Source organism: Leucobacter komagatae (assembly GCF_000834055.1).
GTDB classification, from domain to species: Bacteria; Actinomycetota; Actinomycetes; order Actinomycetales; family Microbacteriaceae; genus Leucobacter; species Leucobacter komagatae_A.
In genome coordinates this window covers 38,323-64,398 of record NZ_JXSQ01000001.1, presented here as the reverse complement: position 1 = coordinate 64,398, position 26,076 = coordinate 38,323, and the positions used below count along the sequence as shown (strand labels likewise).

The window sequence follows — 26,076 nt, the reverse complement described above, 5'->3', positions numbered from 1 at the left end:
GGCCTTGGCAACTTTCCTGCCGTTTAGGCTATCGCATAGTCCAGGCGCCTTCGCTTGACGTACTACGTTAGGCGTAGTACGTTTGGCGGAGCGAGGTTCGGCCTCGTTGGAACAGCACGCAAACACCCAACCCAAGGAGAGGCCAACATGATCGGTGCCGACGCAATCCGCGGCTACGTCGACCTCATGGTGCTCTCCCTGTTGCGCAACCGGCCCTCGTACGCCTACGACCTCGCGCAGCAAATCAGTGCCGTGACCGGCGATGCCTACGCCATCAAGCAAACAACCCTCTACTCAGCCGTCAAGCGCCTGGAAGCAGCGACCCTCGTGACGTCATTTGCTGGCGCGTCCGACTCAGGCAAGCCACGCACCTACTACCAGATCACCACCGCGGGCCTCGAGCATCTCGAGCAAAAGCTCGCGGAATGGGAAGTCACAAAGTCCGTCGTCGACCGGTTTGTCGAAGGAGCCGCATCGTGAACGTCATCATCGCCTATCTCGAAACCATGTTTAGCGCATACCCTGTCACCCCGAGGATGCTCGAGGCCAAAGCCGAGCTCCAGGCCATGATGGAGGACGCGTACGCGGCGGCAACAGCCGCCGGGCTCTCCGAGAACGAGGCGGTCGGCAAGGTCATCACCGAGTTCGGCAACCTGGACGAGCTCGCGCCCGTGCTCGGCATCTCCCGCGAGATCCACCCTGAGATTGCGCCGCCACACCCCGATCCAGCGCTCACGCAGCCAGCACTCGCGAGCCCCGCTGCCGCGAACGTGACGGCCCAACCTGCACCCGCGCCCGCCGCAGCACACGCGTACCCGCCGATCACGACGGCAGAGGCAACCGGATACGCCGCAGCACGTGAAACGACCCGCTACCGCAGCGCCCTCGCCGTTGCGCTGTTCGTCGTCTCGCCCTCGGCCGTTATCCTGCTCCCCACCCTCGCGCAGCAGGGACAGCTCGGCCTCACCGCGGGCACGGCGACCCTGATCGGTATCCTCGTGCTTTTCGCATGCGTCGCCACCGGCGTCGTGATGCTCGTGCGCACAGGCGCCTCGGTCTCTGAGTTTGCTCGCGTGAGCGCACTCCGCTTCTCTGCGGACCCCGGTGTAACGCGCTGGGCAACGGACCTCGCCAAGCAACACGAAGCTGGCCGCCTCAGGGGCCTGCAGTTTGCGGTACTGCTCTTCATCCTGTCCCCCACCCCGCTGATCGCGCTCGCGCTCGGCATGACGGGGTCACCGCACCATGCGGCGTGGACCGTGTTCGGCGTGGTGATCCTCCTCTTCATCGTGGCCGCCGGGATCCTGTGCATCATGCCAGCGAGTTGGGCCAAGAGCGCCGCTGAGCAGCTCACGCTCACAGCCGATGACGGGGCCTCCGACAGCGATGACAGCAGCATCATCGGTGTCATTGCCTCGTTCTACTGGCCGATGCTCGTCGTGATCTACCTTGCCTGGAGCTTCATCGGCAACGCCTGGAGCCACTCCTGGATAGTCTGGCCGATCGGTGCGGTGCTCTTCGGGGCGATCTCCGCAGGCAGCGGGGCTCTCGAATCGTACCGCTCCTCGAAGCGGTAGCTGCGGCTCCCCTGCCCGGTAGCTGTTGCCGTTGCCCGGTAGCTGTGGCTCCCCTGCCCGGTGAGCGCCCCGGCCCTCCGCAGCGCAATATAGGCAAACTGCGATAACTCTTAGGATTTCCGGCGAAATCTCGATACCTATCGCAGATTACCTACGTTGTGCGCTGCCCGGCCGGTGTTCCGCACCGACCGAGTCGCGCTGCGAGATTACCGACCCCGGTCCCCCGGTCGGCGGGCGGCATCCAGCCGCGGCTAGCGCGGAGCTTCATCCACGAGTGCGTCGAGTGCGGCGGTATCCCGCCCTGCCGTCTGGTCGATCCAGTGCACGGCCGGGTAGCGTTTGAACCAACTGACCTGCCGACGTGCGTAACGCCGAGTCAGGGCCTGCGTCTCGGCAATCGCGTCGGATTCACTCAGTTCGCCACGCAGCTGGGCGAGCGCCTGAGCGTAGCCGATCGCCCGGCTAGCGGTCTTGCCCTGCTCAAGGCCTTTCGGAAGGAGCCCGCGCACCTCCGAAAGCATGCCCCCAGCCCACATCCCCTCAACTCGGCGATCGAGCCGTTCGGTGAGCACCTCTCGCGCGCACGCCACACCGAGAATGCGGGTCGCGTCGTGCGCGTCACCCGCGGACCAGTGCTCGGGCTCGCTCGGAAGCGTGACGCGTGCGTCTCCGCCGAGCAGCGCGACCTCGAGCGCGCGCACAACGCGCCGCGGGTTTCGCTTGTCAACCGCGTCCGCCACGTCGGGCGCGAGCGCGCGCAAGCGTTCGACGAGGCTCGCAACGCCGCTCGACTCAAGGTCAGCCTCGAGGCCCGCTCGCACAGCCTCATCGCGGGGCGGGAACTGGAAGTCGAAGACCACACTCGAGACGTACAGGCCCGAGCCCCCGACGAGGATCGCATCGGCCCCGCTGGCGAGAATCTCAGCGATCCGCGCCCTCGCCTCGGGCTGGTAGCGGGCCACCGTCGCCTCCTCGTGGGGCTCGAAGGCGTCGAAAAGGTGGTGGCGGATCCCCCGCCGCTCTCCCTCAGGGAGTTTGGCGGTGCCGATGTCCATGCCACGGTAGAGCTGCATGGCGTCGGCGTTCACGATCTCGGGCTGCTCGCCCGTTGCGGCAGCGAGGCGCTCAGCGAGGTCGAGTGAGGCCTCGGACTTTCCGGTGCCCGTCGCACCGACAACGGCCCACAGTGTTGCCACTACTCGCCGATGCGCAGCGTCGGGAGCCCGAGGTTCACGGCGCGGCCGCCGCTCGCCGCAGCGGTGCCAGCAGGCACCCCGCAGCTCTCGGCCTGCCGGCGATCCCACGCGTCGCCAGCTCGCGTGCGCCGGACCGCGTAGGCCGCGGTGTCGTCTGCAATGAGGAAGTGCGGTGCGGCCGCCGTGATCGTGGCCTTGACCGTGTCACCCGGACGCGGCTCGTCCGCGCCATTGGGAACCGCGAAGTGCACGAGGCGGTTGTCTGGCGCGCGGCCGGACAGGCGCAGCGTCGCACCGTCCTTGCGTCCCTCGCTCGCCTGGACAAGCACCTCAACCGTGTGTCCGATCTGCGCCTGGTTCTCTTCGAGCGAGATGCGCTCCTGCAGCGCGGCGAGCCGCTCGTAGCGCTCCTGCACGACCTCCTTGGGGATCTGGTGGTCCATTGTGGCGGCAGGGGTGCCTGGGCGGATCGAGTACTGGAACGTAAACGCGCTCGCGAACCGCGACGCCTCGACGACCCTGAGGGTGTCCTCGAAGTCTTCCTCGGTCTCCCCGGGGAACCCAACGATGATGTCGGTGGTGATCGCAGCTCCCGGGATACGGGCCCGAACGTCGTCCAGGATGCCGAGGAACTTCTTCGAGCGGTACGACCTGCGCATCGCCTTGAGGACCGTGTCGGAACCTGACTGCAGCGGCATGTGCAGCGAGGGCATCACGTTGTGCGTCTCGGCCATCGCAGCGATGACGTCGTCGGTAAACGCTGCGGGGTGCGGGCTCGTGAAGCGCACGCGCTCGAGCCCGTCAATCTCGCCCATCGCGCGCAGCAGCTTGCCGAATGCCTGACGGTCGCCGAACTCGACGCCGTAGGTGTTGACGTTCTGGCCGAGGAGCGTCACCTCGATGGCGCCGTCGTCGACGAGGGCCTGCACCTCGGCGAGGATGTCGCCAGGCCTCCGGTCTTTCTCCTTGCCGCGGAGTGAGGGGACGATGCAGAACGTGCACGTGTTGTTGCAGCCGACGGAGATCGATACCCAGCCGCTCGACGCGGAGTCGCGCTTCGTCGGAAGCGTTGACGGGAACACCTCGAGTGCCTCGAGGATCTCGACCTGCGCCTCCTCGTTGTGTCGCGCGCGCTCAAGCAGGGTGGGGAGGGAACCCATGTTGTGAGTGCCGAACACGACGTCAACCCAGGGCGCCTTCTCGACGATATCGCCCTGGTCCTTCTGAGCGAGGCAGCCGCCGACGGCGATCTGCATACCGGCGCGCTCACGCTTCACCGCCGCGAGCATGCCGAGGTTGCCGTAGAGCTTGTTCGCCGCGTTTTCGCGGACGGCGCACGTGTTGATGACGTACACGTCTGCATCATCAGCGCTGTCAGCTGCGACGTATCCTGCGGCCTCGAGCGAGCCAGACATTCGCTCGGAGTCGTGGACGTTCATCTGACAGCCGAGTGTGCGCACCGTGTAGCTGCGCGGCGAGCCGTCAGGGCGGATCGCGGCTGGCGAGGATTCGATCTTCACTGCTTCGACGGTAGGCATGGCACCGATTCTACCCGCGCCGACCGTCCGGTTCCGACGCCAGCACTCAGTTGAAGCGGACCGTGCCGCGACCACCGCGGGCGCCGCCGGTGGTGCCGTCGAGCGCCTCCCGTGCCGCTCGCGTGGCCCGCTCTCCAGACCAGCCGCGCCTGGCGAGAAAACCGAGGAGTCGGCGTTCAGCCGTCTGACGATCAAGCCCCGTCATGCGCCGCGCACGATCGACGGCGGTTTGTGTGAGCAGTTCCAACTCCGCCTCGTCGTCAAGCCCGTCGAGAGCCGCTTCAATCGCGGTGTCAGGGAGGTGGCGTTCGCGGAGCTTTTGTCTGATGCGGGCCTTACTTTCTCCCTTCGATTCGCGAAGCTTTGTCGCGACCGTCGTGGCGAGGTCATCATCGTCGAGGTACAGCGACTCCTCGCAGCGCGCGACGGCCTCCTCCGCGTCAATCTCTGGGTGCCCTGCGGCGATGAGGGCGCGCTGCAGCTCACCGCTCGACAACGCTCGCCGAGCGAGCAGCTTCACGGCAGTCTCGTAGGCGGTGGGGCCGTCATCGATGAGTTCGTCTTCGACGGCGGCCGCGTGCGGTTCACCGGCCTGTGCGCCCTCGAGGTCGTTGGCCCAGGGAGAAGCGGTCGCTGGCGCCTCGGCGGACGAGGGGCGAGCCGCTCGAGGCGCACCAAACGGCACCTCGATGAGCCGCGCCCAGCTGCGCTGGGCGCCGGCAGCGCCTGCCGCTGGCTCCTTCCCCGTCGCCTCAGCCTCGGGCCGCTCGTCGGCGGCCTCGGGCGCTGGAGCCCACGACCCCGGTTCGTCGCTGCTGCCGGCATCCCCGCCTTCGGAGTTCGCCGGAGCCGGCTCAGCAGCCCACGCGGACGCCGGCGCGGGCCGACGTAGCTTGCTGCGGAACTCGATGACCTCGGCGAGATCTCCTCGTTCCTCACGTTGCGGCTTCGGGCGCTCCTCGGGAGGGGGAAGGAACCTGACGGCCATGGCTACGCGCTCGCTGCGAGTTCGTCGCCCTTGCCCTGCGCCTTGACCGCTGCTTGTGCCTTCGCCTGTGCGCTCGTCTTCGCGGGAGCATCAGTTTTCGCGGGAGCTGCGGCCTCGGCTGGCTCTTCTTCTGTGCGCCCGTTGACACCGAGCTTGGTCAAGATCTTTTCTTCGATCTCGAGCGCGGTTTCCGGGTTCGCGATGAGGAAGCGGCGTGCGTTCTCCATGCCCTGGCCGAGCTGGTCACCGTCGTAGGTGTACCAGGCACCGCTCTTCTTCACGAGGCCGTGCTCAACGCCGTAGTCGATGAGTGAGCCCTCGCGGGAGATGCCAGTGCCGTAGAGGATGTCGAACTCTGCCTGCTTGAAGGGCGGAGCCATCTTGTTCTTCACAACCTTCACACGGGTACGGTTGCCCACCGCGTCCTGCCCGTCCTTAAGGGTCTGGATGCGGCGAATATCGAGGCGCACGGAGGCGTAGAACTTCAGCGCCTTGCCACCAGAGGTCGTCTCAGGGCTGCCGAAGAACACGCCAATCTTCTCGCGGAGCTGGTTGATGAAGATTGCGGTGGTCTTTGTGGTGCTCAAGCTGCCGGTGATCTTTCGAAGCGCCTGCGACATCAGTCGCGCCTGCAGGCCAACGTGGCTGTCGCCCATGTCACCATCGATTTCCGCCTTCGGAACGAGGGCGGCAACCGAGTCAATGACGACGAGATCCACTGATCCGGAACGAATGAGCATGTCAGCGATTTCCAGCGCCTGCTCACCGGTGTCTGGCTGGGCAACCAGCAGCGCGTCAATGTCGACGCCAAGCTTCTTTGCGTACTCGGGGTCGAGCGCGTGCTCAGCGTCAATGAACGCCGCGATGCCACCTGCGCGCTGCGCATTTGCAATCGCGTGCAGCGTCAACGTCGTCTTACCGGAGGACTCGGGGCCGTAGATTTCAATGATGCGCCCGCGGGGAAGCCCTCCAATGCCGAGCGCAACATCCAGCGCAACGGAACCGGTCGGGATCACCTCAACCGCGGCCCGCTCCTGGCTCCCCATGCGCATGATCGCGCCCTTGCCGAACTGGCGGTCGATGAGGGCGAGGGCCGATTCGAGGGCCTTTTCGCGATCTTTTGGTGCTGCCATGATGACTTCCTTCGTATTCGCGCGGACTGACCGCTGAGTTGCTGCCTACCGACTGTCACTGCATCGCTCTCGATGCTGACAAGGCTGGGTATCTCCCTGACTTCAGACCCTAGACCGGGCCTCCGACATTGAGCGTCGGAGGCACCGGACTGTGGATACAGCAGACCAGTTTGCTACCTGTGGACGAAGATAACACTCTTCGAACACATCTTCGAATACGGCGCGACGGCGTGTCGCGCAATGGGGTCATTTTTCCTGTGGATCGCTGAGCCCACGGCCATGGCGGCGGGACTCGGGGACGTCAAACTCGGAGCAGAGCGCGTCCCACACATCGCGTGGGGACACGCCTCTCGCAAGGGCATCATCCGGTGTCGAGCCGAGAGTCGCGAGCCAATAGTCGCGCAGCAAGACCCCGGAGTGCGCCTCGCCAAATTCCTCGGCTACCGCCGTGCGGAAAGCGCGATGACGCATAACCCGCTAGCGGGAAACGAGCTCGGAACCGTAACCGGAAACGAGATCGACGGGAACCGTGTCTGGTACGCGACTCGGCATGGGGAGAGCGAGTCCTTCGACAATCGCGAGGCGTTCACTCACCTCGCCAAGAATCACCGAGAGTGGGGTGTCCAACGCATCTGCGACAGCAGCGAGAATCTCGCTTGACGCTTCCTTCTGCCCGCGCTCTACCTCGCTGAGGTATCCAAGCGCCACGCTTGCGTCGCCGGCCACCTGTCGGAGCGTCCGCCCCTTCTGCAGACGGAAGTCGCGAAGCACATCACCAATTTCTTGACGTACTAGCAGCATGTGCAACCTCCTTGAATCTGCGCGACCCCTCGGTCGTGCATGTTACTTTACCCGGCAAACACCGATTCGGCACTCGCCGTCACTTATCGTGACACTGGGAACAACCAAGAGACTACCCGGTCTATTCCCGAAAACTCCTGAACTTGAGTCGGGTACGCTCAGGTTTTTGCTAATTCTCAGGGTTTTCCAGGGAAACACTGTGGCTCGAGGCCGCAAGAGCCTCCAGCTCCTCCAGCACGAGTTCGAGTGCCCCGGTAACCGAAGCCTCGCGGACTCCCGGCCGGTCGAGCCCAGCTGCGGGCAGCAGCACCGCCCGGTCCCCCAGTCGCGAACTGACCCCCAACCAGACCGTCCCAGCAGGCTGACCTGACTGTGGGTCTGGAGCAGGGCCGGCCACGCCCGTCGTCGCAATACCGACATCTGCTGCAACAACTCCGGCGTCGGCCACATTCCCGCCGCCTCGGACGGCGCACGCAAGGCGTACACCCGCGGCCATCTGGCGTGCCACCTCGCCGTCGACGGGGCCGCGCTTCAGCAGCAGCGACCCGTCCACTCCCAGCAGTGTGTGCTTGAGCCCGGTGTCGTATGCGACCACGCCCCCACTGAACACCCGAGAGGCGCCAGGAACGGACACGATCTCTGCGGAGAGCAAGCCGCCAGTCAGTGACTCTGCAGCCGCGATCCGAACACCCAGGGCAGCAGCGCGCGCGACGACCTCCGCAGCAAGCACCCCACCATCACGCATTGCGGGCCGCGGTTCCTCGCCCCCGGACATAGGCGATGATGTAGTCAATTCCGCTCGCGAGCGTGAGCAGCACCGCGACCGTCATCGTGATGATGTTCAGCCACGTGAAGATTGTGCCTGTTGCCCCGTCGAGATGCGCAAGTGGGGTGAGTGCGAGAGTGATTGCGACGGACTGCGCTACCGTCTTAAGCTTCCCCATCCACGCAGCAGCAACGACAACGTCGCCCGCAATCATCAGTCGGTGAATCGTGACGCCGATCTCACGCACAAGCACCAGGGCAACGATCCACCAGGGCAGCTCGACGAGGATCGCGAGCCCGACAAGAGCCGCCCCGGTGAGCGCCTTATCCGCGATCGGATCGAGGAGTTTTCCGAGGTCGGTGATGAGCCCTCGTGATCGGGCCAGGTAGCCGTCAAGCGCGTCCGTGGCGATCGCAATGACAAAGAAGGCGGCGGCCCCCCACCGCATCGCGACACTGTCACCAGCGGCGAGCAGCAGCCACAGGAAGAACGGTGTCGCGACTATGCGCGCCATCGTGATGATATTCGGGGCGTTCCAATTGCTTGGCTTCGCGCCAGTGACCGCCTGAGTGCTCATACGCCCACTCTACCCGGCACGGACGCTCGCCCTGCTGGCAAGCGCCGTGAGGCGCCGCTCCCGCATCCCAGGGCGGCTAGCTTAGTCGCGGCCGGTCAGCTGCCACGCGTCCTCTGAACCCTCGTCATCGTCGCTGTCGCCGTAGTCGTACGCCTCGGTCACTGCCGATTCGCGCTGGGCCAGTGGGTCGTCGTACCTGGAATCGCTACCAAAGCCCGGTGCCGCGTCTCCGGCAGCCGCAATGACCTCGGTTGGCGCTTCTCCTCCGGCCGCAACGTGCTGCTGGGGAGGCTGCTGTGGAGGCTGCGGTGCCGGCGCTACAGGCTCGGCGAAGCCGGGCTGTTGGCCGCCACCGCGGATCCGGTTGAGCACTTCGCCGAGTTGCTCGGGTGCTACGAGGACGTCGCGCGCCTTGGACCCTTCGGAGGGGCCGACGATGTCGCGTGACTCCATCAGGTCCATGAGCCTGCCAGCCTTCGCGAAGCCCACACGGAGCTTGCGCTGCAGCATGGATGTTGAGCCGAACTGGGAGGTGACAACCAGCTCGATGGCGGCAACCAAGACATCGAGATCGTCTCCGATGTCGGCGTCGATTTCCTTCTTCTCAGCAACCTGGGCGACGTCGGGGCGGTACTCGGGTGTTGCCTGCTCCTTCACGTGCTTCACCACGCGGGCGATCTCGGTCTCGTCGACCCATGCGCCCTGCACGCGAATGGGGCTGGATTCGCCGTTCAGCAGCAGGAGACCATCGCCCTGCCCAATCAGCCGTTCAGCTCCCACCTCGTCAAGGATGACGCGTGAGTCCGTGCCGGAGGCCACTGCGAACGCGTAGCGGCTGGGAACGTTCGACTTGATCACACCGGTCACAACATTCACCGAGGGGCGCTGTGTGGCAAGCACGAGGTGGATACCGGCCGCGCGCGCAAGCTGGGTAATGCGCTGAATCGAATCCTCAACATCGCGCGGAGCAACGAGCATGAGGTCCGCGAGCTCGTCAACGACCACGAGCAGGTATGGGTAGGGCTTGAGCTGACGCTGACTGCCCTCTGGGAGCTGGATCGAGCCGTCACGCACTGCAGCGTTGAAGTCGTCGATATGACGGTAGCCGAACGACGCGAGGTCGTCGTAGCGCATGTCCATCTCTTTGACGACCCACTGCAGCGCCTCCGCAGCCTTCTTCGGTGCGGTGATGATCGGGGTGATGAGGTGCGGAACGCCCTGGTAGACCGTGAGCTCAACACGCTTCGGGTCGACGAGCACCATGCGAACATCTGCCGGTGTGGCGCGCATGAGGAGGCTCGTGATCATCGAGTTGATGAAGCTTGACTTACCCGAGCCAGTCGCGCCAGCCACGAGCAAGTGGGGCATCTTCGCGAGGTTTGCGAGAACGAACTCCCCCTTGACGTCTTTGCCGACACCGATGGTCATTGGGTGCGCGTTGCGCTGTGCCTTCGCAGAGCGCAACACGTCGCCAAGCGCGACGTTTTCGCGATCCTTGTTCGGGATCTCAATGCCAATCGCGCTCTTTCCGGGGATGGGCGACAGGATGCGCACCTCGTTGGACGCCACGGCGTAGGAAAGGTTGCGCGAGAGCGCCGTTACCTTCTCGACCTTTACGCCTGGACCGAGCTCGACCTCGTACTGCGTGACCGTCGGGCCACGCGAAAAGCCGGTGACGACCGCGTCGACCTTGAACTCTTCGAACACCCGCGCAACGGCGGCCATGATCTGCTCGTTGGCTTCGCTGTGTGTCTTCGGCGGCGTGCCAGCGGAAAGCAGCGTCTGTTCCGGAAGGGCGTAGTCAGCTTGCGCTGCCGGTGTGTGCGGCGGGGCAACTACGAACTCGCGCCCCTCGTTCGCCGGCTCATCCGCTTGCACAGGATCAGCGAAGCTGTCGAAGGAATCGTCCCCGAGGCCGGACCCGCGGTGCGAACCGGACGCGGCCTGTTCGACGCCCTCGAGGCCTGCGAACAGGTCCGTCTCGAAGACATCCGTCGCCTCCTCAACAGCGAGAGCGGACTCAAACGCCCCTGCTTGCGCTTCTTCGCTCGGGGCGAGGACCTCGTCGATGGCAGTGGGCTTCGCCGCATAGTCAGGGTCTTCCTCGCGACCTGTCGCGTTGCGCCGCCACCACGGGAGCGCTTCGTCCTTATCGTCCGAGTGGTCAAACAGCTCGCCTGTTTTCTCCGCATCGGCTGACTTCTCTGCGAGCTGCTTGCTTTCCCGCGGTTCAGGCGCCGGAGCGCCAAACAGGTACGCGTATCCCTCGCGCAGGCGATGGGCGATGCGGCTTGGCGGGGTTTTCGTGATGATGAGCAGTGAAAACGCCAAGACAATGCTCAGAACAGGCACTGCGACCCAAACCGTCGCAAGATTGAGCGGCGCGCCAATGAGCCAGCCGAGCAGGCCCCCAGCTTCGGCGAGCCCAGCCATGCCGTCGCGCGGTTTCGGTGCGCCGCCGAGCACATGTGCGAGACCCGAGGCGCTGGAAAGCGCAAGAAACAGCCCAATCGCTATCCTGCGGTTGTCGTTCACCGTCGAGGGATTATTGAAAAGCCACAGCGCAAAGCCAGCCATGATGATGGGAAGGCCGAATGCCACCCGACCGAACAGTGCACCAAACGTCCACATGTCGAGCTGGGCTGCGACACTATTGCCAATCAAGAACCACTCGACGATTGCTCCAACAAGTGAAAGTAGGAGCAGCAGCATCGGGAAGCCGTCGCGTCTGGCCTCAGGCTCGAGCGGTTCAGCGCGGAACGCACGCGCCCCGGCCCCGACGGCGTGCGACAGGCCGTTCCAAGACCGAACGATGACGCCCTCGCGCTCGTCCTCCACCATCAGCACCTTCGTCGTCGCCGAGGTGCGGGTCGAGCCCCGCGAAGAGGAGGTGCGCGATTGGGCACCCTTCGAGCGGGTGCTCTGCGTCGATTTCGACTGTGCAGAGCCCCCGCGCGGCGAAGCGTTTTTGGCCATGTGAATACGGTACAAGGCACCGCTGACAATGGCGGGACGGCCTGCGGCGTGGCCCCAGACTGGCCCGCAACGACCGCCGCGGAGGCGGTCGTTGCCCCGGAGCGGAAAACCCGCTCCGAGTTGGCGTGAGGTTAGAAGTTCACGCCTCGGTTCGCCATGAACGGCCGCGGGTTCTGTGGCACGCCGCCGACGAGTGTTTCAAAGTGCAGGTGCGGCCCGGTCGAGTTTCCAGTGCTGCCGACATAGCCGATGAGCTGGCCCGCACCCACGCGCTGGCCGTATGCCACCGATGGGGTGTACTGCATGTGCCCGTACAGCGTTGATACTCCGCCGCCGTGGTCGATGCTCGCCATGTTTCCGTAGCTGTATTCACCGGCCCAGCCTGAGAATGAGACAACGCCAGCTGCGGCCGCGTAGATGGGGGTTCCCTGGCCGATGGCGAGGTCCATGCCGGTGTGCCCGTAGTATCCCCACCACTCGGTCGATACCCAGTAGCCGCGCGGAAGCGGCAGGGTCCAGCCCGACGTGTTGCCGCCACCTGGGTTGCCACCACCGGGGTTACCGCCACCGGGGTTGCCACCACCTGGGTTGCCACCACCCGGGTTGCCACCACCGGGGTTACCGCCGCCGTTGTTCGCGTTGTTCGCGGCTTCTTCCGCAGCCTTGCGTTCGCGCTCGATGCGCTCGGCTTCGAGGCGGTCGCGCTCCTGCTGCTCGAGCACGAGGCGCTGTTGGTAGCCCTTAGTGGTGTTGGTCGTCTTGTCTTCGAGCGCTTCGAGTTGCTGCTGGAGCTGTTCCTGCTGTTGCTCCTGCTCGATCTGCTTCTCGCGCGCCGAAGCCGCGATCTCTGCTGCCCGCTGCTGGTTGTCTGCGGCTTCCTTGGCAAGCTTGTCGCGTTCTTCACGCGCTGCGTCTGCCTGGTCGCTCAGCGTCTGTGCTGAGTTCATGGCGCGCTCTGCGTTCTGCCAGATCGTTGTGTTGCGCTCCGTGGCCTTCTCGGTCTGCGCGAGCCGATCGAGGAGCGCGTCCGCCGTGCTGCCGTCCGATTCGAGGAAGAGGCTAAGGTTACGGTCAACGCCGCCAGAGCGGTAGATCTGAGAGACGAGGGCTGCTGCCTGCTCCGAGGCCTGTGTCGCCTCGGCTTCGCTTGCCTTCGCCTGCGTGTCAAGCGCCTCCATGCGCGCCTGAGCGTCGCGGAGCTGGCTCGCCGCCTGATCGTATTTCACTGAGGCAGCCTCAGATTCGGCGCGGGTGCGCTCAACTTCTTTCTGCACCTGCACGAGCAGCGCCTTGATCTCGGTCACCTTCGCGGATGCTGCCGACTCGTTCTGCTTGGCCTTCTCGACGTCCTGCCACGTTGGGAGGTCTGAGACGATGGCTGACGCAGGCGTACTCGCGCCCATGCCGAGTCCGCTGATGAGGATCGCGCCGACAGCGGCCATTCCGAGTGCGAGGCCTGCCCTGCGGCGGAATCCGTGGTGTGACGTGCTCGTCATCGTAAAATCTCGCTCCCTGAGTACATCGGTGCTGCAGCCGGTCCGGCGGAAACAACCATCCACCGTAACCTATCAGTTGAAGTGTAAGGTTTCCAGGCTGGTTGTGCCTGCATGCCTGCCTTACCTCTTCCCGAGGCGTCGCAGGATTCCCTGTACCTCCGGGACCCGGAGCAGGATGAGCATCACCAGGTAGATCACGCCCATGACAGCGGCAATCACAAACGCGAATACGACGGCGAGCCCCATTCCGTAGTCGGGTGCGATGCGTGTCGCGGCGCCGACGAGCAGCATCCCGACAATAATCGTCGGGATCGCCGCGATGACGTAGCGCGCGATACCGGACAGCAGTTCTCGCCCGCCAATGGAGCCGAGCCTGCGGCGCAGCAGCCAGAGCGCGAAGGCCGATTGTCCGACGGTAGAAGCCGTCCAGATCGCAGCGTAGGTCACCCCAATATGCGCCGCTTCGACGAATGACACCGCGATGAGGAGTCCCCCGATCAACGCGACGAGTTGCGCGGTGATGAAGATGAAGGGCGTCCGCGCATCCGAAAGCGCGAAGAATGCGCGCTGGGTGGTGAACATGAGGCTGTACGCGGCGAGCCCGATCGAATAGACGCGCATGACGAGGGCCATGGCTTCGATGCCCTCTGCTGTGCCGGTCGGCCAAAGCACACGTGTGACAAATGGTGCTGCCATGAACATGAGCGTTGCAGCAAACAGCATGAGCATCGTGACCTGCTTCGCCGCGGCAGTGTAGGCCTCGCGGAAGTCAGGCATGTTGCCGGTCTGGCCAAGCTCCGAGAGTCGCGTGAAGTATGCGGTGACCAGCGAAACGGCGATCACCGAGTGCGGCAGCATGAACACCAGCCAGATGTTTTGCATCGCAGCAGTGGCTGGCCCCTCCCCCGATGCGAGGTTCATGATCGGAGTCACGACAAGCCCGCCCATGGTCATGAGCGTCGCGGTGAGCAGCGCCCAGAACGCGGTTCGTCCTGTCTCGCCAAGTCCGACACCTCGCCACTTGAAGTCAGGCCTGTAGGACAGCCCAGCTTTGCGCCAGGGAACGATGAGGATGAGCGCCTGCGCTGCGATACCGAGTGTTGCGCTGCCACCAAGGATTCCGATGGAGAGCGGCGACCAGTCGGAGATCGGCGGGTTGTTGTCTGTGCCAAACAGGAAGATGTACACGAGGATGCCGGCGATCGCGACAACGTTCGCTATCGCCGGGGCCCAGGTGAAGGGTCCAAACACTCGCTTGGCGTTGAGCGCCTCGCCGAGGACGGTGTACCAGCCGTAGAACATGATCTGCGGAATGCACCAGTAGGCGAACGCAACGGCGAGCATGCGTTGCGAATCTGGCCAGCCTGGCGTGAGCAAGTGCAGCACATACGGCGCGCCGATCATCGCGAGGGCCGTGACCGCGAAGAGTGCGACCGAGACGAGCGTGAGTACCTTGTTCAGGTAGGACTTCCCGCCGTCTGCGTGTTGCACAGACTTCACGATTTGCGGCACGAGGATCGCGTTGAGCATGCCGCCAGCGAGCAGCATGTAGAGCGTGTTCGGGAGAATGTTGCCGTTCGCAAACGCGTCAGCGGATCGCGAGAGCTGCCCAATGGCTACGCCCAGCAGCGCGGTCTTCACGAATCCGAGGATTCTCGAGACCATCGTGCCTGAAGCCATGATCGCGCTCGCGCGCTGCAGGGCTGAAGCCATTAGTAGAACACATCCTTGCGTATGGCGAGCGTGTGGCGCCGGGCGATCCGATCTCCCACGGTGCTCCACAGCATCGCTTTTCGCGGTAGCAACGCGAGATCGAGGGTCCCGACGAAGTCCGTCACGTCTTTTGAGAGCCGCAGCTTATACTGCCCGACTCCATAGAGCCTGTGGGATTTATCGTCGAGCCGGTCGCTCGGTGGTGTCCCAATGAGGTCGTGGCGGGTCGCACCCTGCTCTTTGCCCCAGCGAATGAGTTCGAGTTGCATCCGGTACATCGCGCCCGTCGGGAGCTTCGCTTTCGCGGACGCGCCATCCTTGTAACCGCTCGTCTTTCCGAGGGCAGTGACAAACATTCCGGCGACGGGTGAATCCCCGTCGTAGCCGAGCACGAGCTGACCGCGGCCTGCGGCCTGGAAGCCCTGCCAGAAATCACGGAAGTACTCGTATGGGCGGAGCTCGAACTTGTTCTCCGCTGTTCCCGAGAGGAGGTCGAACATGATGCGGCAGTTCGCCTCAGTCGCCTCGACACGGCGGACGTCAAAGCCTTCGCGATCCGCCTTGCGGATCTTTGTGCGCGTGCTGGCGGAGAACCCGGCCATGATCTCGTCTTCGTCGCCCGAAATATCGAGCACAATCGTAGACACGTGCGGCAGCACGTGCGTGCCGAGTTCGTAGCCAGCTGCGCGGAGCGTCCGCACTGCCTCATCGCTCGCGTGCAGGCGAGGTTCAACCTTGAGCAGGAAGACGCCCTCCGCGCGCGCAAACGCGGCAAGGCGCTGGCCCCTCGCGACATATTCCGCAGCACTCATGGGAGTGCCGTCCGCGTCGATCGAGACGTCGGGCCCACCGGGGACGTACCAGAAGCGACCGAGGAAGGGGATCCGCTTCTCGAGTACGAGCGTCGCGGGATACTCCTCGCCGACAATGTAGCGCGGTGTGTAGCGCTGGTGGCGCTTTACCTCTGCGTATTCACGGCTCTGCCAGATCTCGCCCCCGCCTGGGGCGAGCTCGACGAGCTCGTCCCAGCGGTGAACTTCTTCTGCGGTCGCGTAACGGAGTTTCCCCACTGCTAGACCACTACCACGACAGGAACAATCATTGCCTTGCGGCGCAACTTCGTCCCTACCCAACGCCCGACGGTGCGTCGCACGACCTGCTGCAGCGCGTGCTGGTCCGTCACGCCATCCTTCATTGCTGCTTCAATGGCATCGGCGACCTGCGGCTTGATCTTTTCAAACACATGGTCGGCCTCGGCGACGCCCTTTGCGTGGAATTCCGGGCCTGACACAATCTGTCCGAGCGTGGTCTCCACAACGGTGATCACCGAAATGAAACCCTCCTCGGCGAGCGTGCGACGGTCTCGCAGGTCGTCGTCAGTGATCTTGCCGACGCTCTTACCGTCAACGTAGATGAAATCGATCTGCAGCTGGCCGACCTCGCGCGCGACGCCGTCGTGCAGGTCGACAACGGTGCCGTTCTCGGCAATGATCGTGCGGTTCTGCGGCACACCGGTCTCGATTGCGACGCCGGCGTTTGCGATGAGGTGGCGGTACTCGCCGTGGATCGGCATCACGTTCTTTGGGCGAACGATGTTGTAGCAGTACATGAGCTCGCCGGCGGAGGCGTGCCCCGAAACATGGACCTTGGCGTTGCCCTTGTGCACGACGTTCGCGCCGAGCTTCATGAGGCCGTTGATGATTCGGTAGACCGAGTTCTCGTTGCCTGGGATGAGGCTCGAGGCGAGGATGACGGTGTCGCCCTCTCCGACCTCAACCTGGTGCTCCTTGTTCACCATTCGGCTCAGCACAGCCATAGGCTCTCCCTGCGACCCGGTCGACATGTAGACGATGCGGTGGTCGGGGATGTCGCCGCTCTTCTTGAGATCGACGAGCACGCCCTCAGGGACATTGAGGAATCCAAGGTCGGAGGCGATCTTCATGTTGCGCACCATGGAGCGGCCCAGCAGTACGACGCGGCGACCATTCTTTGACGCGGCATCGAGTACCTGCTGCACGCGGTGCACGTGGCTCGAGAAGCTCGCAACAACGACCTTGCCGCTTGCCTTCTCAATCACACGCTCAAGCACAGGACCAATGTCCTTCTCGAGTGCGGTGAACCCGGGCACTTCAGCGTTGGTTGAGTCGGTCATGAAGAGGTCTACGCCCTCTTCGCCAAGGCGCGCGAACGCTCGCAGGTCGGTGATGCGCCCGTCGAGCGGGAGCTGATCCATCTTGAAGTCACCCGTGCCAATGACCATTCCGGCGTCGGTGCGGATAGCGACCGCGAGAGCGTCGGGGATGGAGTGGTTCACCGCGATGAATTCGAGGTCAAAGGGGCCGAACTTCACTCGGTCGCCCTCGGCAACAAGCCGGCTCTTCGGGCGGATGCGATGCTCCTTGAGCTTCGCCTCAACGAATGCGAGCGTGAGCTTCGAACCAACGAGCGGAATGTCCTCGCGGCGCTTCAGCAAGTACGGAACGCCGCCGATGTGGTCTTCGTGACCGTGCGTGAGCACGACCGCAACGATGTCCTGCAGGCGGTTCTCGATCTGCGTGATATCGGGGAGGATCAGGTCGACACCCGGCTGGTGCTCCTCGGGGAAAAGCACACCACAATCAACCACAAGCAACTTGCCGTCAATCTCGTAGACGGTCATGTTGCGGCCGACCTCACCGAGGCCGCCGAGTGGCGTAATGCGAAGGGTGCCCTTGTTGAGCTTGGGCGGAGCGTAGGGTGGGTTGGGCACTTGGCCTCCTGTTATTAGCGGGTGGTGCCTGCAATCTTGGGCAGGGCACCGCCGGCAGCCGCGTTGCGGTCCGGCCTGAAGTTTGAAAGGTCGACGCCCGGCACGTCGCGTACGAGTGCGAGGTCGTCTTCGATGAGCGCGGCTTCCCACTCTTCCGGCCCGACGAGCGGGAGGCGGACGCGGGGGCTCGAGATACGGCCGAGGCCGTGCAGGATGTACTTCACCGCGACTGTGCCAGGCACGTGCGTCATCGCAGCGCGGACAAGTGGCTCAAGCTGCTGGTGCGCGGCCTTGGCGGTGTGGAGGTCGCCAGCGTTCACCGCGTCGACGATGGCACGGTACGGAGCGGCTGCGACGTTCGCGGTCACTCCGATCAGCCCGGTTGCGCCGATTGAGAGGTGCGGAAGCACATTCGGGTCGTCGCCCGAGAAGTACATGAGGTCTGTCTGGTTGAGCACGCGGCTGACTTCGCTGAAGTCGCCCTTGGCGTCTTTCACAGCAAGGATATTCGGGTGCTTCGCGAGACGGAGAATCGTCTCGTACTTGATTGGCACGCCAGTGCGACCGGGAATGTCGTACAGGATCACTGGCAGGTCGGTCGCGTCAGCGACCATCCGGAAGTGCGTGAGCAGGCCCGCCTGCGTTGGCTTGTTGTAGTAGGGCGTGACGATCATGACACCATCGGCGCCAGCCTTCTCGCTTGCACGGTACAGCTCGATTGCGTGCGCGGTCTCGTTCGAGCCGCCGCCCGTGATCACCTTTGCGCGGCCGCTGCTGACCGACTTCGCGACCTCAACAAGCTTGAGCTTCTCGGGGTCAGTCAGCGTCGACGTCTCACCGGTTGTGCCGGTGACGACGATGCCGTCTGCTCCGCTCGCGATGCAGTCTTCGATGTGCTGTTCAGTCGCAGCCCAATCGACCTCACCCTCGGAATCGAAGGGGGTGATGAGAGCGACGAGCACCTGCCCGAAAGGATTCTCTACGTTTGCCACTTCACTAGGCTACCGGATTGGTCACCGCCGTGACGCCAGCACGCGAAAAGCCACGGGTGTAAGTCAGAGCTTTGCTCTGGTTTCTCAGCGAGCCGGGCGCGGCGAGGGGACTTACCGCTGCCGAATATCTGGGATGAGGCGCTCGTAGCGCTCGAAGCGGTACGAGGTGCCGTTGGCGGCCGTCAGCGTCTCGCCGCGATCCACGAGCACCCACGCCGAGCCAATCTCGGGCGCGAATGTGTCAGCATCTGGCACGTCGATGTCGATGCGGGTGACGAGCAGTTCGTTGGCCTTCGGCATGGCTTCGCGGTACAGCTGGCCGCCGCCCATGATCCACGCCCGCTGCTCACCGAGCCTGTCCAGTGCGGCTTCGAGCGAGGAGGACACCACCGCTCCCGATGCGACATAGGCGGCGTCACGCGAGACGACAATGTTCTCGCGCCCAGGCAGCGGCCGGAATCGCTCCGGAAGCGATTCCCAGGTGCGGCGGCCCATGACGACGGGATCGCCAAGCGTCACGCGTTTAAAGTATGCGAGATCCTCGGGTAGGTGCCAGGGCATCTCGCCACGGCGACCGATAGCGCCGCCGTTGGCCTCAGCCCAGATCATCCCGAGCACGGTCATACCGCCACCGGGGCCTTAATCCCTGGGTGGTGCACGTAGTCAACGAGTTCGAAGTCCTCGAACTCGTAGTCGAAGATCGACGAGCGTTCTGCGATCTGCATCTTCGGGTACGGGAACGGTTCGCGACTGAGCTGCTTCGTGACCTGTTCAACGTGGTTGTCGTAGATGTGGCAGTCGCCACCCGTCCACACGAATTCTCCTGGCTCGAGACCAGTCTGCTTGGCGATCATGAGCGTGAGCAGCGCGTACGAGGCAATGTTGAATGGCACGCCAAGGAACATGTCGGCCGAGCGCTGGTAGAGCTGGCACGAGAGTTTGCCGTCAGCTACGTAGAACTGGAAGAACGCGTGGCACGGTGCAAGCGCCATGTCGGGGATGTCCGCGACGTTCCATGCGGAGACGATGAGGCGCCGCGAGTCTGGGTTGGTGCGGATCTGTTCGATCACGTCGGCGATCTGGTCAATGTGCTCGCCTTCCGGCGTCGGCCAAGAGCGCCACTGGACGCCGTACACGGGGCCAAGGTCACCCGCTTCGTCAGCCCATTCGTCCCAGATCGTCACACCGTTGTCGCGCAGGAAACTCACGTTGCTCTCGCCCCGAAGGAACCAGAGCAGCTCGATCGCAACGGACTTGAAGTGCACGCGCTTCGTCGTGATGAGCGGGAACGATTCTGCGAGGTCGAAGCGAAGCTGCTTTCCGAACAGGCTGCGCGTTCCTGTCCCGGTACGGTCAGACTTGGGCGTGCCGTGTTCGAGGACCTCCCTGAGTAGGTCCTCATATGGGGTGGGAATCGCCGCTGCAGTCATAGAACAATCGTACCGCGAGGGCCATGGGAGCGGAATCCAGCCGAGTCAACACGGGCGATATTGCGGGCGCGGAGCATCGCGAGGAAGCTGTCACCGCGCGAGCCCATTCGCGGCACCACCAGCCAGCAATACACGAAACGGCCCGTCAGCGGGGTGACGCGATCGCGTCACCCCGCTGACGGGCCGTTGAGGCTTCCTGTGCTAGCCCTCGAGCCCGTCGTCAAACAGCTCAAACGCCGACGTGTCCGTCGTGGCGTCGGCCTTGCTCAGCACCTCGCCCTTGAAGAACCGTGGTGAGAAGCGAGACTGGACGAACATCAGGACGACGCCGATGCCGAGCATCACGATCCCGATGAGGCCGACGAGGCCGATGCCCGCAATGTTGCTCCCGGAGCCCGCGGACGGGTCAAGGCTGTCGACAGTGGTCTGCACGAAGACGACGAGCAATAGCAGGCCGCCAAGGCCGGGCAAGATCACCTTCGACAGCATCGATCCAAATCCCTCACCGAGCGCGGACTTCCTGAAGTACCAGGTGCTCGCAAGTGCCGTGATGCCGTAGTAGAAGCAGACCATCATGCCGAGGGCGGTGATCGTGTCCCAGAGCACGTCCTCGCTGATGAAGCGCATGATCGCGTAGAACACCGAGGCGACGATCGACGAGAGGAACAGGGCAACGTATGGCGACTTGTGCTTCGGGTGGATCTTCTTGATCGCAGCTGGAAGCGCCCCGTAGTGCGACATTGCGAGCAGTGTACGCGCTGGCGAGATCGCCGTGGAGTTGATCGATGCCATAGCTGATACGAGGATCGCGAGCGAGAGGAAGATCGCCGCGGGGCCCATCACCGGGTGTGCGAGCGCCGCGAAGACGTTCTCAGCAATGTCTGAGTTGCCAAGGCCGGTTGGCCCGTCGCCGATCCCCGCGAATGCGACGGTCGCCGCAGCGGTTCCGACGTACATGAAGACGAGGATGAGCACGAGGATCATCGCAGCCTTGCTCTCAGTCGAGAAGCGACCCTTCGACTTCTTCGTTTCCTCACCCATGGTAAGCACGGTGTCCCAGCCCCAGTACACGAAGATCGACACGGCGATGCCCGCAGCAAACGCGCTGAAGCTCGGCACCTCAAGCGGGTTGAACCAGGAGAGCTCAGGCATGCGGCCCTCGGTGTTCGACGGGTCGGCTGCACCTATGAACATCGCGACAGCGAACCAGATCATGACGCCCATCTGGAAGACGACAGTGATGTACTGGAACACCTTCGTGGAGGTCATGCCGCGGTACGAAATGAAGGTCGCGATCGTCATGAACGCGAGACAGACGAGGATGTTGATGAACTTGTTCTCGGCGATGAGCGCAATGTCGGGGTTGTCCGCGATAATCGCAATCGACTGGAAGAGGAACTCGACGGCGACGCCGGCGAGGTTCGATAGCACCAGCACGGTCGCGGCGATGAGGCCCCACCCGGCCATCCACCCGACCCACGGACCAAAGGTCCTGGTCGCCCACGTGAACGACGTCCCCGAGTCCGGCATCGCCGTGTTCAGTGCACGGTAACCGATCGCGACGAGCAGCATGGGCAGAAAGCCCATGAGGAAGATCGCCGGGGTCTGGTAACCGACCTCGCTCGCCGCTGGCCCGATCGCCGAGGTGAGCGTGTAGGCCGGAGCGCAGACGGAGAGGCCAATTACGAGGGCTCCGACGACACCGACGGTGCCGGACTCGAGGCCCTTCTTGCTGATTCCCGAAACTGAGTCGAGTGTTCGGGTTGAGGGGTCCGCCTCACCGAGGTCGTACTTGCTCATTGCGTTGCACCATTTTCAATCGCATGAAGCGACCGGCCCATGTCGGGCGTAGTCGCTGTGATCCGCCGAAAATTGTAAGCCGCAAGCAACGAAATGCCCTAATTCTTGGGCACGATTCCACGAAACTCGTTGCGATTCAGTGAAATCGCGTGCCGAATCGCACTTCTTGCGCGCTTTCGATCGCCGGCGGCATCGTAGACAAGCCCGAGCCGCATGTATGACCGCCAGTCGGCGGCGTCTGCCTCTGCCGCCTCCTTGTACCGCGGAAATGCCGCGTCGGCGATGTCACGAACAGTGCCCCGCGTAACCTCGGGGTCGGTGAGTTCCTCGGGCAGGGCGCCCTCCTCCGAGAGCGCGTCCACGAGCTTCGTCGAGGTGAAACCGAACATGATTTCGCGCACGAGGGCCCAAGCCCCGAGCAGAGGCAAGACCAGGAGCGCGACGCCCATTGCGATCGCGATCGGCTCGGCGGACTGCAGCAAGGCGACTGCGCGAACGCCAGCGAAGACGAAGTACAGCACGAGCAACACGCTCATGAACGCGACGCCGGCTACAGCGCGGATACGGGGGCTCATGCGACGCCGCCGATCCCGAGAATGCGGTCAAGGCCGACGGTGAGCCCCGAGCTCGTGCGAAGCGCTTCGAGCCCGGCTCGCACGCCCGCAACATAGGAGTCGTTTGAGAGGGTGTCGTGCTTGATCGTCAGGGTTTCGCCTGCTCCCCCAAACCGCACCTCCTGCTGGGCGGCAATGCCGCTCAGCCTGAGGCTGTGCACCGGCACACCGGCAACCAGTTCACCGCGAGCTCGTTGGTCGGCGTACGGCGCACTGACCGGCACCGCTCCGGCAGCGGCGCGAGAGGCTGCGATGAGTTCCGCCGTGCGCACCGCGGTGCCTGACGGTGAATCGATCTTCGACTGGTGGTGCGCCTCGACAACCTCGACAGATGCGAAGAAGGGTGCGGCGATCTGTGCCAGTGCGGTCCCAAGCACCGAGCCGAGCGAGAAGTTGGGCACAAGAATCACCGCGGCTTCGTCGACCTCGTCGACGATCCGCTGCAGCCCTTCGATCCGCTCCGCGGACCAGCCGCTCGTGCCGACGAGAACGCGCTGCCCGCGTCGCACCGCACGCTCGACAAGCTCCGGCGACGCCTCGGGCGTCGTCACGTCGACGAAGATGTGTGCTTGCGCGCCATCGTCCGGGCCGCTCGCGCTCGTGAGCCGCGCTGCGAGCTCAAATTCGGGATGCGCTTCGACCACCTCGCAGATCAGTCGACCTAGTCGTCCGGATGCCCCGGCCACCGCAACACTCATCACACTCGCGCTCATGTTTCGATTCTACCTAGGCGCGCCTGCGGTACCCTCGAAGTATGACTGCTGCTCAGCCGCCGAAGGCGACGCTCCGCACACTCGCCGAGATCAAGACGTACCTTGCCGAGTCTTTGCAACCGATCTTCTACATCAGCCGGAGCGCGACGAATCTCCTCGGCGTAGACCGGGCCGTCGGCGGGTTCAGGTACATCACGCTCAGCGACAGCTGGGACGGTGCCAACCCGCATTCGTTCTCACCAACGAACGTGCCAAAGCTTGAGCCGCGCGGCAATCTCAACGTCGTGAAGTGGCTGCTCGGGAACGAGCAGGTCCAGGCGTACATCCGCAAGCACACCCCGGCCGGGTTCACACCGCAGGTCGTTATTTCGATGTTCGATGAGGCTGCGGAGCGGCTCTGCAGGGAGCTGGGCTACGAGCTCATCATGCCCCCAGTCCAGCTCCGAGAGCACCTGGACTCCAAGATTGTGACCACCCAGATCGGCAACGACGCTGGGGCCCAGAGCGTGCCGAACATCCTCACCACTGTCGCGAGCTGGGACGATCTCCGCTCGCAGGCAGATGCCGCGGGGCTCGGCGCCGAGCTTGTCGTTCAGCTGCCGTACGGTGACTCCGGCCGCACCACGTTCTTCGTCTCTTCGGAGCAGGACTTCGACCGCGTAGCCGGCGAAATCTCGGGCACAGGGAGCTCCGCCCCGACGATCAAGGTCATGCGGCGCATCAACCATCGCTCGTTCGCTGCCGACGCGGTGATCACGCGCGCAGGCACGGTCGTCGGTCCGGTACTGCGAGAGGTTACCGGCCATCCTGAACTCACCCAGTACAAGGGCGGTTGGGCAGGCAGCGAGCTCTATCCAGACGTGATCCCCGAGGACACCCGCCAGCGAGCCGTTGACCTGGTGCAGCGATTCAGTGATCGCCTCGCCCTCGAGGGCTATCGCGGAACCCTCGGAATCGATCTCCTCGTCGACACCGACACCGGTGAGGTCTATCTCGGCGAACTCAATCCGCGGATCACTGGGTCTGCTTCGCACTCCAACCTGCAGGGGCTGTCGCACTCGCCGGGCGGCCACGAGGCGCAGTCAACGCTGCCGATGTTCGCCTACCACGTGCTCGAATACTCTGGGGCTGAGTTCACGCTCGACCTCGAAGAGATCCAGGCCGAGCGAAGCCGCGCACTTGGCCACCAGACTTGGAGCACGCTCGTGATTCAGCACCAGCGACCGGCGACCGAGCGCACCGTCGTCGCCCCGCGCACTGGCCGGTACCGCATTGGCCCGGGCGGTGCACTCGAGTTCCTGTCTGCCGACATTGACTGGCAGGAGATCGCCGAACCAGATGAGGCGTTTTGGTTCCGCAGCAGTGGGCCCGGGGAGATTGTGGCGCACGGAGTCGACGTTGGGATGCTCATCACACGCCGCCGCGCGCAGGAGGAACACTACGCGCTCACCGCAGACACGAAGCAGCTCATTCCGTCGATCCTCGCGAAGTACGAGGGCAAGCGGCTTCCGACCATTCAGCTGTACTGGCGGGCCGGACTGCGCCGGCTGCGGGGCGAGTAGCCTCCCTGGGGTGCGGCGACCAGCGTCGCCCCACCCCCTGGTGTACTAGAGTCCCGACTTCGTCGTGTCGCCGACAGCGACTACGGTGAGCGGCGCGTTCGCAAAATGCGCTGCGACTGCTTTAATCTCGTCTGCCGTCACCGCAGCGAACTGCTCGAGCGAGGTATCGAGGTCGTACAGCTCACCCGAGCCGAGCTCGGCGCGGGCCAACCGCCCCATCCGCGTCTCGGTGTCTTCGAGGGCGAGCGCAGACGAGCCGGCGATCTGGCCGAGCGAACGTTCGAATTCCTCCTCGGTGATGCCGTCGGAAGCGATGCGCGCGAGCTCAAGCTTGCTGAGCTCGATCACCTGCGCTGTCTTCTCCGGCGCGCTGCCAGCGAAGATACCGAAGAGGCCTTCGTCGGAGTAGCTCGCGCCGAATGAATAGGTCGTGTACGCGAGGCCGCGCTTCTCTCGGATCTCCTGGAACAGGCGGCTCGACATTCCGCCGCCGAGCACGGAGTTCATCATCCCGAACGCGAAGCGGCGCGGGTCGCCTGCGACGAAGCCGCGGGTGCCGAGCAGGAGGTTAATCTGCTCGCTTGGGCGCTCGACCTTCACGATCTTGGGTGCTGCTGCTGCTGGAGCGTCAGGCGTCGTGCCTCGTCCACGGCGCACGGGGGTGCGCTCGCGGTCGGTGTGCCACCGTTCCTCGTGCGAGGCGGCCAGCGCCTGGAGTACGAGCTCGACGAGGCGGTCGTGGTCCACCGCACCAGCGGCGGTGATGACAAGCGTCGAGGGATCGTAGCGGTCGCGGTAGTGGTGGTCGACGTCGTCGCGTTTCGCTGCGCGGATGGTTTCCGGTGTTCCGCCGATCGGCCGCCCGAGCGGGTGATCGTGGAGCACCTCCTCGAAGAAGCGCTCGCTGGCGACGTCGCCGAGGTCGTCTGCGGCCATCGCGAGTTCTTCGAGGATCACGCCACGTTCGTTCTCGAATTCCTCCGGGTCGAGGAGCGAGTTGGTGACCATGTCAGCGAGCGATCCGACGGCGAGTTCGAAGTCTGCGTCGCGAACCTTCGCGTAGTAGCAGGTGTATTCTTTCGCCGTCAACGCGTTGTGCTCGGCACCAATCCGATCGAAGTCCGTCGCGATCTTGTACGCACTATTGGTTGGCGTGCCTTTGAACAGCAGGTGCTCGAGGAAGTGAGTGGAGCCGAGGCTGCCCGGCGCGTCGTTCCGCTCGGCCTGCTCGTCTCGTGAGCCGACGCCGATCCAGAAGCCGATGGTGGCTGACCGCGCTGCGGGCATGTGTTCGGTGAGGATCCGCAAGCCGCTCGGGTGGACCGTCCGCCGAATCCGCCCACCGCCGAGTTCAACGGAGAGTTCGGGCAGATCCAGGGGAAACAGAATGGGTTCGCGCATCCCACCAGACTAGCCCGCTGACCGGTGAGAGTGCTCCCTCAGCGCGTGTCTGAG

The 26,076-nt window shown here is 64.3% G+C and carries 23 protein-coding genes; 3 read left to right on the top strand and 20 right to left on the bottom strand.

The window, feature by feature from the left end:
* Window positions 1-147 precede the first annotated feature (147 nt).
* Both SD72_RS00290 and SD72_RS00285 read left to right on the top strand, forming a co-directional pair.
* On the top strand, window positions 148-480 hold the full coding sequence (locus SD72_RS00290; RefSeq protein WP_042542440.1) for a PadR family transcriptional regulator: 333 nt from the start codon (window positions 148-150) through the stop codon (window positions 478-480).
* Window positions 477-1,577, top strand: a complete 1,101-nt coding sequence (locus SD72_RS00285) for a permease prefix domain 1-containing protein (RefSeq protein WP_042542439.1) — start codon at window positions 477-479, stop codon at window positions 1,575-1,577. Before SD72_RS00290 ends, SD72_RS00285 begins: the two co-directional genes overlap by 4 nt.
* A gap of 251 nt (window positions 1,578-1,828) precedes the next feature.
* On the opposite strand, the gene miaA is transcribed toward SD72_RS00285, so the two are convergent.
* From miaA to dapB, 19 genes are all read right to left on the bottom strand, one after another.
* Window positions 1,829-2,773, bottom strand: a complete 945-nt coding sequence (miaA, locus tag SD72_RS00280) for a tRNA (adenosine(37)-N6)-dimethylallyltransferase MiaA (RefSeq protein ID WP_042542438.1) — start codon at window positions 2,771-2,773, stop codon at window positions 1,829-1,831.
* Complete coding sequence (miaB, locus tag SD72_RS00275; RefSeq protein ID WP_042542437.1) at window positions 2,773-4,311, bottom strand: tRNA (N6-isopentenyl adenosine(37)-C2)-methylthiotransferase MiaB; 1,539 nt, start codon at window positions 4,309-4,311, stop codon at window positions 2,773-2,775. Before miaB ends, miaA begins: the two co-directional genes overlap by 1 nt.
* Window positions 4,312-4,357: 46 nt before the next feature.
* The gene (locus SD72_RS16680; RefSeq protein ID WP_052492341.1) at window positions 4,358-5,299 is read right to left on the bottom strand and encodes a regulatory protein RecX; all 942 of its coding nucleotides are present in this window, start codon (window positions 5,297-5,299) and stop codon (window positions 4,358-4,360) included.
* A 2-nt stretch (window positions 5,300-5,301) separates the two neighbouring features.
* Complete coding sequence (gene recA, locus SD72_RS00265) at window positions 5,302-6,432, bottom strand: recombinase RecA (RefSeq protein ID WP_042542436.1); 1,131 nt, start codon at window positions 6,430-6,432, stop codon at window positions 5,302-5,304.
* Between the two features lie 246 nt (window positions 6,433-6,678).
* Window positions 6,679-6,903, bottom strand: a complete 225-nt coding sequence (locus SD72_RS17210) for a DUF3046 domain-containing protein (RefSeq protein WP_084766634.1) — start codon at window positions 6,901-6,903, stop codon at window positions 6,679-6,681.
* A gap of 6 nt (window positions 6,904-6,909) precedes the next feature.
* Entirely contained in the window at window positions 6,910-7,233 is a 324-nt protein-coding gene (locus SD72_RS00260) for a helix-turn-helix domain-containing protein (protein ID WP_042542435.1), read from the bottom strand.
* A 169-nt stretch (window positions 7,234-7,402) separates the two neighbouring features.
* Complete coding sequence (locus SD72_RS00255) at window positions 7,403-7,978, bottom strand: CinA family protein (protein WP_052492340.1); 576 nt, start codon at window positions 7,976-7,978, stop codon at window positions 7,403-7,405.
* Window positions 7,971-8,576, bottom strand: coding sequence for a CDP-diacylglycerol--glycerol-3-phosphate 3-phosphatidyltransferase (gene pgsA, locus SD72_RS00250; protein WP_042542434.1), 606 nt, complete (start codon window positions 8,574-8,576; stop codon window positions 7,971-7,973). The genes SD72_RS00255 and pgsA overlap by 8 nt, the downstream gene beginning before the upstream one ends.
* Window positions 8,577-8,657: 81 nt before the next feature.
* The gene (locus SD72_RS00245; protein WP_042542433.1) at window positions 8,658-11,552 is read right to left on the bottom strand and encodes a DNA translocase FtsK; all 2,895 of its coding nucleotides are present in this window, start codon (window positions 11,550-11,552) and stop codon (window positions 8,658-8,660) included.
* A 131-nt stretch (window positions 11,553-11,683) separates the two neighbouring features.
* A complete protein-coding gene (locus SD72_RS00240; RefSeq protein WP_052492339.1) occupies window positions 11,684-13,048 on the bottom strand; it encodes a M23 family metallopeptidase in 1,365 nt (454 codons plus the stop codon).
* 120 nt (window positions 13,049-13,168) lie between these two features.
* The gene (gene murJ, locus SD72_RS00235) at window positions 13,169-14,761 is read right to left on the bottom strand and encodes a murein biosynthesis integral membrane protein MurJ (RefSeq protein WP_042542432.1); all 1,593 of its coding nucleotides are present in this window, start codon (window positions 14,759-14,761) and stop codon (window positions 13,169-13,171) included.
* Window positions 14,761-15,831 (bottom strand): lipid II:glycine glycyltransferase FemX, encoded by a 1,071-nt coding sequence (locus SD72_RS00230; protein WP_042542431.1) that lies wholly within the window; start codon window positions 15,829-15,831, stop codon window positions 14,761-14,763. The genes murJ and SD72_RS00230 overlap by 1 nt, the downstream gene beginning before the upstream one ends.
* A gap of 2 nt (window positions 15,832-15,833) precedes the next feature.
* Window positions 15,834-17,510, bottom strand: coding sequence for a ribonuclease J (locus SD72_RS00225; protein WP_042542430.1), 1,677 nt, complete (start codon window positions 17,508-17,510; stop codon window positions 15,834-15,836).
* Between the two features lie 14 nt (window positions 17,511-17,524).
* A complete protein-coding gene (gene dapA / locus SD72_RS00220) occupies window positions 17,525-18,502 on the bottom strand; it encodes a 4-hydroxy-tetrahydrodipicolinate synthase (RefSeq protein ID WP_042542429.1) in 978 nt (325 codons plus the stop codon).
* 111 nt (window positions 18,503-18,613) lie between these two features.
* Entirely contained in the window at window positions 18,614-19,126 is a 513-nt protein-coding gene (locus tag SD72_RS00215) for a dihydrofolate reductase (RefSeq protein ID WP_042542428.1), read from the bottom strand.
* Window positions 19,123-19,932: a thymidylate synthase gene (locus tag SD72_RS00210; protein WP_042542427.1), complete on the bottom strand. Its 810-nt coding sequence runs from the start codon at window positions 19,930-19,932 to the stop codon at window positions 19,123-19,125. The genes SD72_RS00215 and SD72_RS00210 overlap by 4 nt, the downstream gene beginning before the upstream one ends.
* Window positions 19,933-20,133: 201 nt before the next feature.
* Window positions 20,134-21,732, bottom strand: coding sequence for an APC family permease (locus SD72_RS00205; RefSeq protein ID WP_084766631.1), 1,599 nt, complete (start codon window positions 21,730-21,732; stop codon window positions 20,134-20,136).
* Window positions 21,733-21,830: 98 nt separating this feature from the next.
* Window positions 21,831-22,307, bottom strand: a complete 477-nt coding sequence (locus tag SD72_RS00200; RefSeq protein WP_042542426.1) for a tetratricopeptide repeat protein — start codon at window positions 22,305-22,307, stop codon at window positions 21,831-21,833.
* Window positions 22,304-23,059: a 4-hydroxy-tetrahydrodipicolinate reductase gene (gene dapB / locus SD72_RS00195; RefSeq protein ID WP_084766630.1), complete on the bottom strand. Its 756-nt coding sequence runs from the start codon at window positions 23,057-23,059 to the stop codon at window positions 22,304-22,306. The genes SD72_RS00200 and dapB overlap by 4 nt, the downstream gene beginning before the upstream one ends.
* 41 nt (window positions 23,060-23,100) lie before the next feature.
* On the opposite strand from dapB, the gene SD72_RS00190 reads away from it, so the two are divergent.
* Complete coding sequence (locus tag SD72_RS00190) at window positions 23,101-24,621, top strand: hypothetical protein (protein ID WP_052492338.1); 1,521 nt, start codon at window positions 23,101-23,103, stop codon at window positions 24,619-24,621.
* A gap of 45 nt (window positions 24,622-24,666) precedes the next feature.
* On the opposite strand, the gene SD72_RS00185 is transcribed toward SD72_RS00190, so the two are convergent.
* Complete coding sequence (locus SD72_RS00185) at window positions 24,667-26,022, bottom strand: M16 family metallopeptidase (RefSeq protein WP_042542425.1); 1,356 nt, start codon at window positions 26,020-26,022, stop codon at window positions 24,667-24,669.
* Window positions 26,023-26,076 lie beyond the last annotated feature (54 nt).